The sequence below is a fragment of the Croceicoccus naphthovorans genome, assembly GCF_001028705.1.
GTDB lineage: Bacteria > Pseudomonadota > Alphaproteobacteria > Sphingomonadales > Sphingomonadaceae > Croceicoccus > Croceicoccus naphthovorans.
In genome coordinates, this window is sequence record NZ_CP011770.1 from 3,024,782 (window position 1) to 3,040,060 (window position 15,279).

Here is a 15,279-nt window from a genome sequence, read left to right on the forward strand (position 1 = left end):
TAGCAAATCACGTGCATGCCGATGAGTGCGAAATGAAGAGGCGGCGAGGAAGGTAGTGTAGAGCCCCACTGTTCCGAAAACCACGGCAATCAAAAATTCTGCTAAAGCTCACATCCGGCCTAATTACTAAAGAGTATGATGACTGCAAGCAGAAACGTTGAACGACTCCAGCTTGGGCATATGCTTTAGCCTGCTGCCGGTTTGGTGGACATCGAGGGCAGCCCAAGCTTCCCGTTCGAAGTCGATAGGATTGAGGTGACCCTAGGGTCAAGGACGCCGGGTCGGCTTGTAGAAGGCTTCAATATAATCGAGCACGTCGGCTCTCGCTTGCGCCTTCGTGCAGTAGATGCTCTTCCCGATCCGATTGATCTTGAGCGAGGAGAAGAAACTATCCATGACGGCATTATCCCAGCAGTTTCCGGACTAGCTCATTGAGCAGGTGACGCCATTATCGGCCATCACCGCTGGAACTGCTCGCTGGTATGCAGGGCGGATTCAACCGGTAGTCGCAACAGCTTGCTTTTTGATCTGTGCCAGGCACTGGCCAGGTGCCTCTGCGGGTTTTTTCCAGACTAGGGCGTAGACTCATTAGCGGCGATCCATAGGCGTGTGCAGAAGAGCTTGATGGCAGCGAGGAAGTTATCGCTTCGTTTGTCGTATCTGGTGGCCAAGCCTCTGGCGTTTTTGAGTTTCCCGAAGAAACGCTCGACCAGATTACGGTAGCGATACAGGAAGCTGCTGAACGCGAAGCCTTTGCGACGATTGCGCTTGACTGGGATGTTGGCGAAGCCACCCTGCGCGGTGATCTGACTGCGAATGGCATCGCTGTCATAAGCCTTATCGGCGAGAAAGGTGGTGGCGTTCGGCACGGCGGCCAGCAGCCTCTCGGCCTCACGGCAATCGCTCGCCTGGCCTTCGGACAGATGCAGTTGGATCGGCAGGCCGCGACCATCAACCAGGGCATGGATCTTGGTTGTCAAACCGCCCCGGGAACGTCCCATGCAGCGATTTGGGTCCCCCTTTTTAGGGTCGCACCGTGCTGGTGGACCCGGATGGAAGAACTGTCGATCATGACCAACTCGCCGTCGAAGGCTTGGCTCACCGCTTCGAGAAGGCGGTCCCACACACCGGCTTTGCGCCAGCGCACGAAACGGTTGTAGCAGGTGGTATGTGGGCCATAGCGCTCGGGAATATCAGCCCAAGGACTGCCCGTGCGAAAGCGCCACAATATCCCGTCGATGACCCGCCGGTCATCCACACGCGGAACCCCGCGAGGCTTGTTCGGCAACAACGGCTCGATCACCAGCCACTCATCATCGGTCAGTTCAAATCTACGACGCGTCATCCAAAGCTCCTTCCCGAAGCCTTGAATCAACCGCGCCCGCGCCGCGCAAGTCAGTTTATGAGTTTACGGCCTAGGGCTTTACTGGGGTCTTCTATTGAGAGCAGCGGCAACAGCAGCAAGCGCTTCGGGATGGTGAGCGCTGAGATCCGAACCTTTCGGGAAATACTGGCGCAGAAGGCCGAAGTTAACTAATTACAAATGTTTATGACAAATTATGCCTTGGAAATAGCCTAAATAATTCGTTTACCGTTCCCGCTTCATAGCCGCTGCGTTCCGAAGGAGGACCGCAGAATTATGACCCAACGTTTCCGCAAAAACCGCTTCATGGCTTCGACGGCAATCCTTGCCGCGGCGGTGCTGCCTGTTCAGTCCGCGCTTGCCGATCCGGCGGTGTACTTCAACGAAGATTTGAACGCGGGCCTTCAGACTTTCCTCGATACCGCCGATGCCGCCGATCAGGCCTATAACGATGCCAATCCGGGCGCGACGCAAGACTCGCTGATTTTCCAGTACGACATCACCAACATCAGCAGCGACCGTTTTGCGGTCACCGACACGACCGGTACGGTCACGGTCTATGTGCAAACGACCTTGGCCGGAGCCCCGGCTACGAATACGTCAACCGGTGACGAAGGTGGCGACGGCTTCACCAACTGGTCGGTCGGCTATGCCGCGGGCGACTGGATGAGTGTTGTCGCGGCAGGCTACACGCTCTCTTTCTACAGCGACGCCAGCTACACCACATCATACGACATCAACGCGGTCGGTCTTCATGTCAATGACTGGGGTACCTGCTGCACCACCGGCAACACTACGCCCGATGGCAGCACAGCAAACGCGTCGGAAATCTACATGCTGTTCAACGGGTCAACCCCATTGCTGGTCGGCGGGATCGGCACCAGCATCGGCGGTGAAGAGCACTTCGTTGCCGCGATCGACGACCGCAACAATTTCTCCAGCGTGACGTTGGTCCCCAACGGCAGCGGTGAGTATTTCGGCGCGGGCGGCTACCTTGTCTTCAGCACGTTGCAGATCGGATCGGTTCCCGCCGGATCGTCGGTGGTCACCGTGGGCACGACCGCCGGGCCAATTTCCGGCGGCGAGAATGCAACGCCGGAAACGGTCGACGATGGCACCTACGAACCGTCGATGGACGGCGGTACGCTTGCCTTCGATAGTGACGACAGCTTCGACACCGACCTGACCGTTACCGGCAATGGCGGCACCATCGATACCGGCACGTTCTATGTTGCGTTGAACGGCACGCTGACGGACCAATCCGGGCCCTCTGGCGCGTTGATCAAGACCGGGTCGGGCACGCTGTTGCTGACCGGCATGAATACGTTCACCGGCGGGTGGGATATCCAACAGGGCACCCTGGCGGGGTCAACCGAAACGATCGTGGGCAACGCCGCGAACAGCGGGCACCTGCTGATCGATCAGGACACGGACGGTACCTTCGCGGGCGACGTTTCGGGCACGGGTTCTCTGACGAAGGACGGCGATGGCAACGTCACGCTGACGGGTACGAACACTTATACCGGCGGCACGACGATCTCTGGCGGTACGCTGACCGGATCGACGACATCGCTGACCGGGGACGTGCTGAACAACGCGGCGCTGGTTATCGATCAGGATACCGACGGCACGTTCGCGGGCGACGTATCGGGCGCAGGATTGCTGCGCAAGGACGGCGACGGCCACGTCACGCTGACCGGTACGAACACTTATACCGGCGGCACGACGATCTCTGGCGGTACTCTGACCGGTTCGACGACTTCGCTGACAGGCGACGTGTTGAATAACGCGGCGCTGGTGATCGATCAGGACACGGACGGAACCTTCGTTGGCGATGTTTCGGGCACCGGGTCGCTGATCAAGAGCGGCGACGGCAATGTCACGCTGACCGGCACGAACAGCTATACCGGCGGGACCTTGATCGCGGGCGCGGCACTCTGACGGGTTCGACTACGTCGCTGACGGGCGATGTGCTGAACGATGCGGTGATGATCATCGATCAGGATGTCGACGGCACCTTTGCGGGCGTGATCGTCGGCACCGGCTCGCTGACCAAGGACGGCGACGGGAACGTCACGCTGACCGGCATGAACGGTTTCACTGGCGGCACTTCGATCCTCGGCGGTGCGCTGACGGCTTCGACCATGTCGCTGGGCGGTATGGTGCTGAACGATGCCACGCTGATCATCGATGAGGATGCCGACGCCGAATTCGCCGGGCTGCTTTCCGGCACCGGCGATATGGAAAAGACCGGCAGCGGCATCGTCACCCTGTCTGGTCTGCATACGATGACCGGTTCGACCGCGATCAGCGAGGGCGGCCTGAACGTCATCGGCAGCTATGCGACGTCGGCGATCACCGTCGGGTCGAGCGCATTGCTGACGGGCAACGGCATGGTCGGCGATGTGCTGGTCGGCAATGGCGCGACCCTTGCGCCCAGCGACATGATGCTGGCCGATGGCGATGTTACGTTCGCCAGCGGATCGACCTTCCTCGTCAACGCCGATGCGGACGGCAATGCCGACCTGCTGGGCGTGACCGGCGCGCTCGACATTCAGGGCGGCATGGTCAGCGTGTTGGCGGCCGAAGGGATGTATAGCTGGCAGACGATCTACCAGATCGCGGCGGCCGATACGGTCAGTGGGGAATTCGACGGCGCGGTCACCGACCTTGCCTTCCTCGATCCCTCGCTGGTTTACAGCGCCAATGGCGTGTCGCTGGTGATGACGCGCAACGATTTGGCCTTTGCCGACGTTGCGGAAACCGCCAATCAGCGCACTTCGGGCGTTGCCTTCGACGCCACGTTCGATCCCACCACCGACGAATACTTCGCGTTCGCCAGCCTGAACGGCGTAATGGCGCGCGAAGCGCTCGACGCGCTGAGCGGGGAAATCCACGCAACCGTCGCCAACACGGCATGGCAGGACAGCGCCCGCATTCGCCGCGCGGTGCTGGAACGGCTGGACCTGCCGCGTGCGCAGGGCCCCGAACTGTGGATCCAGATCCAGAGCGGGCGCGACGATATCGACGGCGACGGCAATGCGGCAGGCTACCTGCGCAAGACCACGAACTATGCCGGCGGTTTCGAATACGGGTTCGGCCAGTCAAAGCTGGGCATCGCGGTCGGCTATACCGATGGCGATACGCTGGTGGGCAGCCGCTCGTCCCATGTTTCGACCAAGGGCACGCACGGGCACCTCTATGCCGGAACCGACGCGGGCGCGCTGCGGCTTGCTGCCGGGGTCAGCTACGCCGATTTCGACGTAGAGACCGACCGCAACGTTGCCTTTGCCACGATCGATCAGGACCTGTCCGCCGACTATGGAGCGAAGGTCTATGGCGCCTATGCCCGCGCCGGGGTGCTGGTGCCGGTGGGCAAGGGCGCGATTGAGCCCTTCGCCGGGGTGACGTGGAATCGGTTCGACCGCGATGGTTTTGCCGAAGCAGGCGGGACGCTGGCCTTGAATGCCGCCGATAAAAAAGCCGACTGGACCTATTCGTCGCTGGGCCTGAAGGGGCACGTCGCGCTCGACCCCGCCGATGCAGTTGCGTTCCGTTTTGCCGCAGAGTGGCAGCATGCGCTGGACGGTCGTTCGACCGAGGCGACGATGGCGTTCGACGGTGGTCCGGACTTCACTGTGACCGGTTCGCCGCTGGCCAAGGACATGGGACTGATCGATGCGGGTCTCAACTGGACGATGGCGCCGGGCCTTGGGCTTGGCCTGTCTTACGGCGGCACCGTGTCGAAGCAGGGCTTCTCGCGCACCGGACGCGCGACGCTTTCGTTCCGTTTCTGATCGGGATCGCTTACAGAAAGGCGGGGGCGCGGCATGGCTGCGTCCCCGTTTTGCAAGAGCACGACCGCTGATTAATAGAAGTTGTCGGTGGGTTTGTCCGGGCGATGGAAGTAGAGTGTCACGTCGTTCGGGTATGCCCACAGATCCAGGTTGCGGCTGATAAGACTGGAACGATGCTCGATCCGTATAGTCATCGGATAGCGGACATGCATCTTGCAGCTCGCGGATGTGGGCCTAGGAGACCTGTGCGCGGGTGGGCGTAGAGTGCTGAAGGTTGTTTAATTTTCGGCCTATTCAGTGCTGGTTCCTGAGCCAGCCACGCCGTTGGGCATGGAAATGGTAATTTTCATGCCGCTGCGGCGAGAATATTCATGGTGCGTTTGAGGTTGTAGGCGATGGCGGTGAGGTGGACTTGGGCGGCGGCTTTGGCGAGACCTCGCCATCGCAATCGCCTGAGGCCGTAGCATCGCTTCCATGTTCCGAAGATCTTCTCGATCCGGCCCGGCACGCGCGATGGATCGGTTGGTTCCATTCATAGAGCTTGCGCAGCGTATCGGCTTCGTCGCGGCCCCACATGCCGGTAGCGACAATGCGGGGAATGCCGCCCTTGGCCCGCACGGCATCGCGAAAGTGATCGCCACGATAGGCACTGTCGGCAAACACCTCGCCGGGATTGTCGGGCAAAGCTCCAGGACCTGCCTTGCCGTCATTGACATTGTCAGATGTGTCCGAGATTTCCTCGACCACCGCCGTGTCCGCATCGGCGCCAACGTGGGCCTTGAAGCCGTGAACAGCCCGCTTCCCCTTGTGTTTTACCCAGCGGGCATCGTCATCGCCTTCGCTGGCGGACGCGATGATGGTGGCATCGACCAGTGTTCCGGTCTTGACCGACACCGCCTTTGATTTGAGCTGTATGGTCGCGGTTTCAAACAGGGCCCGGTCAAGTTTGTGCGCAACGAGCAGCCTGCGAAATCTGACGAAGGCAGTCCGCTCGGGCGTCGCTTCATTCGCGGAAAACTCGCAGAAGCGGCGAAACGAGGCTCGATCGTCGAGCGCCTCGGCCAGCTTCACATCGGACAGGTCGTACCAGATCGACAGAAGCAGAGCTCTGAACATCGCCAGCGGCGGCCAGGATGGCTCGCCCTTTGCAGCCGGATAGAGCGGATCAAGCAGCTCCGCGACCTGGTTCCAGTCAACCAGCGATACCAGCGCATCGAGCGAGGAAGCCGCACGCTTGCGCCCGGCAAAACCAAACTTCTCCTGTCCGATCGAACGCCGTGCCACCTGCCGCTCTCCTGCTGGGAAAGTCTATAGAATCAGCAATCAACGCCTCTGTCTAGGCCCACCCGCGCACAGGTCTCCTAGCCATTTCGTCGAATTGCTCTGTCAGGATCTTGCGCATCGAGGGCCTCGATCTCGTTCTCTGCGTCGGCCAGAACAAGAGGCATCTGGACTATGAATTTGCCAGCACCATGATGGATCGCGATGCCATACTCTAGGCAGATCACCCGCATCTGATTGATCGGTCTAGTTCTTCATGGGAGCATCCAGTCCGGAACACGATGCAAGGCTTGCAGATTGATCTGATCAGTGGCCCGTATCTCCACGAATCGCATCGTCGGTCTGGTCACGGCCATCGGCCGCATGGTGCTATAGGCAACGAGCCCTCGATCACACTGGTTAATCCCGGTGGCTCGCCCAGCCCTTCACCGTGACAATGGCCAGGAAACTCCAATCCCAGGCAGTCCAGAGAATGTTACCGGATCAAGTCGCCGGAACTCTTGCCATGTCACTGGACGATCCAATTGGTGCGGGTTAAAAGGGCCGATTACCAGAGTGTATAAGGGGAAACTTTCATCATGTCCCCTTGGACCGAATTCGTCTATTCAGCGACCCCATATCTATCCGGCACTTCACCGCCTCAAGAGCGGCGCGGTCTCCCGATAGGACTTTTGGATTCCACAATGAAAATACGGAATTGAAAATGAAGTTAGGCGATAAAGACATATACCGTGAGCATATATTGATATTGATGCTATACATAGGCTCTTGCATTGCCGGTTTTTTTGCATTTATTGAATTGACACAGTAGCATAGAAATGTATTTTATGAAGATTATGATATATGCCAATTACACAAAAGTCATTGAGTATTTTTGACTTCGAGGGTTTATTTCCAAACGAAGATAGTTGTGTGTCACACCTATTCAATTCACGATTTGGGCAAAACTATGCCTGCCCTAAATGTGATAAAGAAGGTCCGTGGTATTTAAATAAATACAAGCGCTTTGCATGCTCAAGATGCGGTTGTCAAATTTCCGGGCGTTCCGGAACGGTATTCTCCTATAGTAATCATCCACTGAGAACTTGGTTTCGAGCCATGCTGGTTTTCACTCATACTCGTACCGGGATTTCGAATGCCTTCATCGCCAGGCACTTTGGCTTTAGTCATGAAACATCTTGGAGGCTGGCAAACAAAATTCGCTCACACATGGCTTGGCATTGCGGCACTCCCATTTTTGGCGGTGCGGGCGAACATGTGGAGATAGATGAAACCCTAATCAGAGGCATCCGTCGAGGCGGAAAGGGTTCATGTCGCGCAATTATCTTCGGTATCTCAGATCGGAAGAGAGTTTCGACGATGATCGTTCCGAAACGGAATCGGGCAACACTCGAGCCAATAATCCGCGCGCGGATAAGACCTGGCACAATTATCAATTCCGACGGTTGGCGTGCCTATGATCATCTTTCGGAAATCGGCTTTGAACACATAAAATGTAACCATAAAATCGGCCAGTGGGTCAGTGAAGAAGGCGCTCACACGCGACATCTGGATACCTACTGGACGACCTTGAAGCGCTCAATCCGGGGAATACACCTTCATGTGAGCATGGACCATCTCGAAAAATATATAAAGGAGTGCGAGTTTCGGCACACATTCAGAAAAAAGCCGGCAGATATGTTTTGGGACCTGATATCAAAGCATCCACCACCGCTACCATTTTCTGGAAAAAGATACCGCAAGGGTTAAATGGTGTAGATTAATGAAGTAGAATACCATATTTCGATCTATGTCCGATTAATACCAAAATTTTTGAACCGAATGTGAGTTTAGTATTGCAATCATTGTCATCTGGCTGATCGAACATCAGTTCTTATCAACACGCCACTCTATCTGCTCGGTATTTTTCTTATGCCTCGCGACCGCTGTACCGCTCCTATGCTGATGGAGATCTTCAAGATTGAGGCGATGACAATTCTGCCACTTTGGCGGACCTAAAAATTCGGGGTGTATCCCCTTAGCATACGTGAATCAGTGATTCAGGATGTGTTAGAAGTCGTGGTCATAGACAGGGGGCGCGATGGCTACGATGACACTCACCGACAAGGAACCGCGTTCGCCTAAGGCGGATTTTGGGTTCGAGATTGATTTTCAGCGCGGTGTGGGTCCGGCTTCACGTGTGTTCACGGCGACCCGTGATTTCATTAAGGTCTGCGAAGCACTGGACGATGAGCTTGTCCGGTCGATTGATTCCAGCATCGAAACGATTCTTGTCCTCGAAGACATCGAGTCCGGTTCGATCAAAACGTGGCTGCGAAATGCGCTGTCTGCGACAGAGGATGACGCGCTCAAGACATTGGATTGGAAGCCGTAATCGGCAAATATCTGGTTCGAGCCAAGTATGCAGTCATTCGCTGGATTGATGATGACAGCGCGCCCCGCAGTTTGCCTGATTTGCGCCGTGAATTGCAGCAGATCGCACAGGATACAGATGTGCGTCATTTGCCGGACTACACGCCACCGTCACCCGGCGCGCTGATTGATGCGGTTAAGGGGTTCCAGGGGGTTAAAGACAGCCTGCTGCCGGGCGACAAGGCGCGCCTGCTTTCCGACGATGGCAGCATTCCTTTCGATCTGACAGTGACCCTCAACATAGACGATATTGAGGCGCTCGCCGTGGCGCGGTCAATTGAGGTTCCGCCTGCCGAAATGATCCTGCCGGTCAAGAAGCCCGACTACCTTGGGAGCAGTCAGTGGGAGTTGCGGCACGGAAAGCGAAACATCTATGCGCGTATAGAGGATTTGGGCTGGCTTGGGCGGTTCCAGAACCGTCAAGAGGATGTTCGCCCCGGTGACGCGCTCCGATGCGAGGTCCAGATCGAATATAACTACGGCTTCGACAACGAATTGATCTCCGAGCGCTTCACGGTTTTGAAGGTTATGGAGGTTCTGGTAAACCGCGTTGAGCCGTTACAACTTCCGTTCGAGGATAGTGATGATAACCCTTCGTGAAGCCATAGAGAGTGGCAAAATCGACCAGTTCATCGCCGAACACGAAGGCGATATTGGAGATCTGGACGCCTTCAATCGGACTGTGAAGGCAATGGCCGGAACGTCGAAAGAAGTTCCAGAAGCATCGTCTCCGGACGGTTCCGACGATTGAAGCGATACTCGAATTCTTTGACGTAGCGGTTCAGGTGCTTGGCGCTCACGCTGGTGTGGGTGCCGTTGATCGAGCATTTCAGATGCCGCCAGAAATTCTCAATCCCATTGACTGAAACCGTCTCGGCAAGGCGGTAATCGTAATAGGCATATTCTTCTGCGCCGTGGTTTACGCGAGCGTGGCGATAGCCGTGATCGGCAAGGTTCGAGTAGCTGCGCAGTTCGTCGGTGTGGACGTTGCCACCCGCTTCCACGTTGGCGGTCACAAACGGCACCAGAGTGGCGCGGCGCTGGTTCGGCACCACTTGGGCCACCACATCGCCGCCGCACTCCAGAGCGCCCAATACAACGGTCTTGGCGGCACTGCCACGGTTGTGCTTGCCCTTCTTGACGCCGCCCATGAGCGTTTCGTCAATTTCGACATTCGTGCCAGCGCCACCGATGGGGTGGTCACCGTCAACGTCCGCCATGTGATCGCGGATCAGCGAAGCCATGCGCCATGCAGTCTTGTAGGTCACGCCAAGCTGGCGCTGGAGTTCCTTGCCGCTCACGCCGTGGCGCGTGGTCGTGAACAGGTGGATCGCGTAGAACCACAATTGCAGCGGAGTGCGCGTCTTTTCGAACGGGGTGCCCACAGTCGGGTGCAGGTGATGGCCGCACCACTGGCACGAATAGGCGCGCTCTGCCTTGATGCGAAACCACTTCGAAGGGCGCTCGCACTTGGGGCAAGTGAAGCCTTCGCCAAAGCGAACGTCGAACAGATGCTGGAGGCAGGTTTCGTCATCAGGAAACTTGCGAAAGAACTGCGCGGTGGTGAGGGGCTTCGTTGTCATGCCTCATTGTATGCCACACCGAGTTACGTATGGCAAGGGGATACACCCCCAAACTACCCATGCAACATAGACAAATTTAATTTGGCAAACGGCAAGAGCATCGCAAGATTCTCACATTATACGATACTCGGCCGAGGTGACGCCCGAGCATCGCAAAAATCCGAAGGCGTTATCTTTACTGAGATTTATAATTGATGCTCATTCAAAGAGAAGCTCTTAGTGATTTATAAGGAAATTCCATCTTACCTTTAGCTTGCCCTCTGCATAAACCGGCCAATCAGGGTTATCGGAGGGTTGTGCACTATTCACTGACAAATAATTCGAACGGACCTGATGATGAGCGCTGCGCTAAAACTAAGAAGCAATTCCGGGCGTAGCGAAGACCGCCGAAATGTTGCCTTTTCTCTCTCTGCGCGGGTGAATGGAGAGAGTCGCGCATTTGAGATCGGGAATGTTTCAGAAAACGGAATCTTGCTCTCTGGGACCAGAGGCCTCCGAGTAGGTACGATAATTGAGTTTTCCATCCCCGAAGACGGTTGGTGCGCTGCGGAAGCAGTCCGATCAGAAGGAGGGGCGACTGGTTGTCGTTTTTTTCAACCTATTAGCCAAGCAGCGATAGCTTCGATGCTGTTACGCTCCCAATTCGCGCATGGATCAATCCGATCAGAATCGGAGCCGCAGAGCGGTGATGACAGGGTTCAGGATTCGGGCTCTAGATTGGTGCCAATTGATATGCGAGGCGCGGCTGTAATGCTATTTGTGCTCTGCGTGATGTTGGGCATTGTACTAGTCGGCTGACGCCGTACGGCGCTCATGTGGATGGATCATTATTCCGTGTTGCTTAATGCCAATTGACTATTGATTTCGCAGGGCATTTCGATTTGCCAGAAACCACTCATATGTTTGGGCAATACCATCTTCAAGCGGAATGCGGGCTTGCCAACCCATATTCGAGAGGCGCGAAACATCCATTAGCTTCCGCGGAGTCCCATCGAGCTTGCTGACATCGAAAGCAATGCGTCCCTTGAACCCGGTCGCCCGCGCGATGGTCTGGGCCAGTTCTGCAATGGAAACATCTCGGCCTGTGCCAACGTTGATATGACTCAGCATCGGTTGGGTGCTCCCGCGATAGATTTTCTCGTCTAGATCGATTAAAAACAACGACGCTTCAGCCATGTCGTCAACGTGAAGAAACTCGCGCCTTGGCGATCCAGTCCCCCAGATAACCACTTCCTCTAGATCATTTTCGGCGGCCTCGTGGAAGCGCCGCAGAAGGGCCGGGAGAACGTGCGAGTTTTCAGGATGGAAGTTGTCGCCGGGGCCGTAGAGGTTGGTCGGCATGACGCTGCGAAAGTCTGTACCGTATTGACGATTGTAGCTCTCACACAATTTGATCCCGGCAATCTTGGCAATTGCATACGGTTCGTTCGTCGGTTCGAGCGTTCCCGTTAGAAGGGCGCTTTCCGCCATCGGTTGGGGCACCGCGCGAGGATAAATGCATGAAGATCCTAGAAAAAGAAGCCGTTTGACACCGGCCACGAATGCCTGATGGATGACATTGCTCTCGATCATGAGGTTTTCGTATAGGAACTCGGCAGGGTATGTGTTGTTTGCGTGGATCCCACCGACTTTAGCGGCAGCGAGGATGACGGCATCAGGCTTCTCGATCTGCATGAACTGGTGGACAGCCGCCTGATCGGTCAGATCGAGCTCGGCATGACTGCGCACGAGCGGAGCGACGCCGGTTGTTGCAAGCCGACGGACGATGGCGGATCCCACCATGCCCCGATGTCCTGCGACATAGATCCTCACAGCGGCACCTCAGTTTTCCTGTGCCACGGGCGCATCGAAGCCGTGCGCCTTCAAAAGAGCATGTCGACGTGCGGTGTCGAGATCGGCAGCGACCATTTCCGCGCACATTTCCCGCGCCGAAATTTCGGGCACCCAGCCAAGCACCTCCTTGGCTTTCGCCGGGTCACCAAGCAAGGTCTCGACCTCCGCTGGCCGAAAATAGCGCGGATCGACACGCACCAGCACGTCGCCTGGTTTAACCGATGTCGTTACGTTGCCCGTTATGGCCTCGACGACCCCGATTTCCTGCGTGCCCGTACCTTCAAAGCGCAAGGAAATGCCTAATTCCTGCGCTGTCCAGGTAATAAAATCTCTTACCGAGTATTGCTGGCCGGTAGCGATAACAAAGTCTTCTGGCTTTTCCTGTTGGAGCATAAGCCACTGCATCCGGATATAGTCTTTGGCATGGCCCCAATCTCGGAGCGAATCGAGATTGCCCATAAACAGGCAGTCCTCTAGTCCCTGACTGATATTGGCGAGGCCGCGCGTAATCTTGCGCGTTACAAATGTCTCGCCACGGCGTGCGCTCTCGTGGTTGAAGAGGATGCCATTACAGGCATAGAGACCATAGGCCTCACGATAGTTGACCGTGATCCAGTAGGCATAAAGTTTCGCGACCGCGTAGGGTGACCGGGGATGGAAGGGCGTGGTCTCGCGTTGTGGCGTTTCCTGGACGAGACCATAAAGTTCCGAGGTTGACGCCTGATAAAAGCGGGTTTTCTTCTCAAGGCCAAGAAAGCGGATCGCGTCCAGCAGACGGAGCGTGCCAATTGCATCGACATCGGCGGTATATTCAGGGGCCTCGAAACTTACCGCAACGTGGCTTTGTGCACCAAGGTTATAGACCTCATCGGGGCGAACTTCCTGGACGATGCGCGTCAGGTTGGAGGTGTCGGAGAGATCCCCGTAGTGAAGTGTTAGATTGGGATCAGGGTCATGAGGATCTTGATAGATGTGGTCGATCCTTTGGGTGTTGAACGATGAGGCCCGCCGCTTGATCCCATGCACCTCGTAACCTTTGCCGAGTAGAAACTCCGCAAGGTAGGAACCATCCTGTCCCGTTATTCCGGTGATAAGGGCGCGTTTCGACATCCACTGCTCTTTCTGAAGGTTAGTTTAAGAAGGCGTGCTTTTAGATGTTCCTTAGCTCTAGCTTTACAAATCCGCCAATACCCTTGCACAGGTGGCTTTGGAGCGATCTACGAAATTGCTCAAGAATCTCGCAAAAAATCATTGATGCCAATAGGTGCATTGAGGCCGCAAACAAATGAGGACCAATATTGTCCATTGCCTTGAAATGGGCAGGCTGGAAATGTAACGGTTTTGCGCCGGTCACCTATCTCACTATGCCACCTTGGCTTCGAACGCGAGGGGCTGATGCCGCCCAGATATGAATGACGTCGACGGGTGTTGTAGAACCCCATTGATGTACTGGAAGATGGCAGCCTCAGCCTGACGTCTTGTTGGCCAGCTCTGACGCCAGATCAGTTCCGCCTTCAGCGATTTGAAGAACGTCTCGACGGCGGAGTTGTCGTAGCAGTTGCCCTTTCCGCTCATCGACGGTCGCAGGCCGTAGGCCTGTAGTTTCTTCTGGTAGTCGTAAGAACAATACTGGCTGCCGCGATCGGAATGGAAAAGGCAGTCTGGCGGGGCCTGTCTGGCGGCGGATTGCGGAGCCGCACCGCCATGTCCAGCGCCCGGATCGCCAGATCCTTCTTCATCCGATCGCTGACTGCCCATCCCACGACACGACGGCTATGCAGATCGAGGATGACGGCAAGGTAGAGCCAGCCTTCCTGCGTCCACACATAGGTGATATCGCCAGCCCACTTGCGGTTGGGCGTATCTGCGACGAAATCGCCATCGAGCCAGTCCGCTGCGACACCAACGCTCCGCATAACCGGTACAGATTGCCGGATAGTCGCAAGCAGTCGGGCCAATCAGTCGCGTCCGACATCGTGATAGCGACATTGCTTGGAGGCGCAGCCCTGTTTGCTATGATGGCATTGCGCGGCTGAGGAAGAGTCCCGCAACCTACCGGAGAGCCTCATGCAATCCGAGACCCCCGGAAAATATCTGTCAACCTGCCTTTGAGTTCTGACATGGACTGCGCTGTAAAGACTGTTGCAGTCACTGACGCCCCATCACGCCGCTTCCGAAAGCTCCTGCGGATCGCGCAGCGCATAGCCGCGGCCCCATACGGTTTCGATATAGTTGTCGCCGCCACAGGCCAGCGCGACCTTCTTGCGCAGCTTGCAGATGAAGACGTCGATGATCTTCAGCTCCGGTTCGTCCATCCCGTTGTACAGGTGGTTGAGAAACATTTCCTTGGTCAGCGTCGTGCCCTTGCGCAGGCTGAGCAGTTCCAGCATCGCGTATTCCTTGCCGGTCAGGTGCACGCGGGCACCGTCGACTTCGACCGTCTTGGTGTCGAGGTTGACCGAAAGCTTGCCGGTGCGGATCACCGATTGCGAGTGGCCCTTCGAACGGCGGACCACGGCGTGGATGCGGGCGACCAGTTCGTCCTTGTGGAACGGCTTGGTCACATAGTCGTCGGCACCGAAACTGAAAGAACGCACTTTCGAATCCAATTCCGAATTGCCCGAAAGGATCAGGACCGGCGCCTGCACCTTGGCGACGCGCAGCTTCTTCAACACGTCGTACCCGTGCATGTCGGGCAGGTTCAGGTCGAGAAGGATGATGTCGTAGTCGTAAAGCTTGCCCAGATCGAGACCTTCTTCGCCAAGATCGGTCTGGTACACGTTAAAGCCTTCGGTCGTGAGCATAAGCTCAATCGCCTTGGCCGTCGTCGGTTCATCTTCGACTAAAAGGATGCGCATATCACTAGCCCCGCTCGGAATTCGATCTTTTCAAAATCAAACGAGAGGTAACGAGAAATGGTTAACGCCAAGTAAAGTTTGGGTCGCCACATTTTCCGTAATTTGCGAGGAATGCTATCCAGTATTGTAAAGTGACGGACATTCGCTCCACG

At 56.4% G+C, this 15,279-nt stretch carries 12 protein-coding genes and 4 pseudogenes; 6 read left to right on the forward strand and 10 right to left on the reverse strand.

Annotated features, from left to right (window positions below):
- Positions 1 to 267: 267 nt before the first annotated feature.
- Positions 268 to 420 (reverse strand): annotated as a pseudogene (locus AB433_RS21345) (IS3 family transposase); the annotation flags it as partial.
- 152 nt (positions 421 to 572) lie between these two features.
- A protein-coding gene (locus AB433_RS20125; protein WP_156170621.1) for an IS5 family transposase occupies positions 573 to 1,345 on the reverse strand; the annotation gives its coding sequence in 2 pieces (ribosomal slippage) (positions 573 to 1,027 and positions 1,027 to 1,345; 774 coding nt in all).
- A 294-nt stretch (positions 1,346 to 1,639) separates the two neighbouring features.
- Here AB433_RS20125 and AB433_RS15035 point away from each other — a divergent pair.
- Together AB433_RS15035 and AB433_RS15040 are read left to right on the forward strand one after the other, a co-directional pair.
- The gene (locus AB433_RS15035; RefSeq protein ID WP_047822127.1) at positions 1,640 to 3,304 is read left to right on the forward strand and encodes an autotransporter-associated beta strand repeat-containing protein; all 1,665 of its coding nucleotides are present in this window, start codon (positions 1,640 to 1,642) and stop codon (positions 3,302 to 3,304) included.
- Between the two features lie 47 nt (positions 3,305 to 3,351).
- Positions 3,352 to 5,160 carry an autotransporter family protein gene (locus AB433_RS15040; RefSeq protein WP_156170842.1) on the forward strand — a complete coding sequence of 603 codons (1,809 nt, stop codon included), beginning with the start codon at positions 3,352 to 3,354 and terminating at the stop codon, positions 5,158 to 5,160.
- A 74-nt stretch (positions 5,161 to 5,234) separates the two neighbouring features.
- Here AB433_RS15040 and AB433_RS21350 read toward each other — a convergent pair.
- The 3 genes and pseudogenes from AB433_RS21350 to AB433_RS15045 all read right to left on the reverse strand — a co-directional run.
- A pseudogene (locus AB433_RS21350) lies at positions 5,235 to 5,360 on the reverse strand (IS3 family transposase); the annotation flags it as partial.
- Between the two features lie 146 nt (positions 5,361 to 5,506).
- Positions 5,507 to 5,692 carry a transposase gene (locus AB433_RS21835; RefSeq protein WP_375782422.1) on the reverse strand — a complete coding sequence of 62 codons (186 nt, stop codon included), beginning with the start codon at positions 5,690 to 5,692 and terminating at the stop codon, positions 5,507 to 5,509.
- 62 nt (positions 5,693 to 5,754) lie between these two features.
- A pseudogene (locus AB433_RS15045) lies at positions 5,755 to 6,444 on the reverse strand (IS5 family transposase); the annotation flags it as partial.
- A gap of 840 nt (positions 6,445 to 7,284) precedes the next feature.
- Between AB433_RS15045 and AB433_RS20130 the strand changes: the two are divergent.
- From AB433_RS20130 to AB433_RS15055, 3 genes are all read left to right on the forward strand, one after another.
- Positions 7,285 to 8,190: an IS1595 family transposase gene (locus AB433_RS20130; RefSeq protein WP_082134968.1), complete on the forward strand. Its 906-nt coding sequence runs from the start codon at positions 7,285 to 7,287 to the stop codon at positions 8,188 to 8,190.
- A gap of 331 nt (positions 8,191 to 8,521) precedes the next feature.
- Positions 8,522 to 8,815: a hypothetical protein gene (locus tag AB433_RS21075; RefSeq protein WP_047822131.1), complete on the forward strand. Its 294-nt coding sequence runs from the start codon at positions 8,522 to 8,524 to the stop codon at positions 8,813 to 8,815.
- Positions 8,803 to 9,453 carry a hypothetical protein gene (locus AB433_RS15055; protein ID WP_047822133.1) on the forward strand — a complete coding sequence of 217 codons (651 nt, stop codon included), beginning with the start codon at positions 8,803 to 8,805 and terminating at the stop codon, positions 9,451 to 9,453. Before AB433_RS21075 ends, AB433_RS15055 begins: the two co-directional genes overlap by 13 nt.
- Before the next feature lie 71 nt (positions 9,454 to 9,524).
- On the opposite strand, the gene AB433_RS15060 is transcribed toward AB433_RS15055, so the two are convergent.
- Entirely contained in the window at positions 9,525 to 10,436 is a 912-nt protein-coding gene (locus tag AB433_RS15060) for an IS1595 family transposase (RefSeq protein ID WP_047822135.1), read from the reverse strand.
- Positions 10,437 to 10,772: 336 nt separating this feature from the next.
- Between AB433_RS15060 and AB433_RS21840 the strand changes: the two genes are divergently transcribed.
- A complete protein-coding gene (locus tag AB433_RS21840; protein WP_425389124.1) occupies positions 10,773 to 11,234 on the forward strand; it encodes a PilZ domain-containing protein in 462 nt (153 codons plus the stop codon).
- A 57-nt stretch (positions 11,235 to 11,291) separates the two neighbouring features.
- Here the strand turns inward: AB433_RS21840 and fcl are convergent, their stop codons facing one another.
- From fcl to ctrA, 4 genes and pseudogenes are all read right to left on the reverse strand, one after another.
- Positions 11,292 to 12,248, reverse strand: coding sequence for a GDP-L-fucose synthase (gene fcl / locus AB433_RS15065; protein WP_082134969.1), 957 nt, complete (start codon positions 12,246 to 12,248; stop codon positions 11,292 to 11,294).
- Between the two features lie 9 nt (positions 12,249 to 12,257).
- Entirely contained in the window at positions 12,258 to 13,379 is a 1,122-nt protein-coding gene (gmd, locus tag AB433_RS15070) for a GDP-mannose 4,6-dehydratase (RefSeq protein ID WP_047822139.1), read from the reverse strand.
- 252 nt (positions 13,380 to 13,631) lie between these two features.
- Positions 13,632 to 14,170 (reverse strand): annotated as a pseudogene (locus AB433_RS20135) (IS3 family transposase); the annotation flags it as partial.
- A gap of 261 nt (positions 14,171 to 14,431) precedes the next feature.
- Positions 14,432 to 15,127 (reverse strand): response regulator transcription factor CtrA, encoded by a 696-nt coding sequence (gene ctrA, locus AB433_RS15080; protein ID WP_047822141.1) that lies wholly within the window; start codon positions 15,125 to 15,127, stop codon positions 14,432 to 14,434.
- Between the last annotated feature and the right edge of the window lie 152 nt (positions 15,128 to 15,279).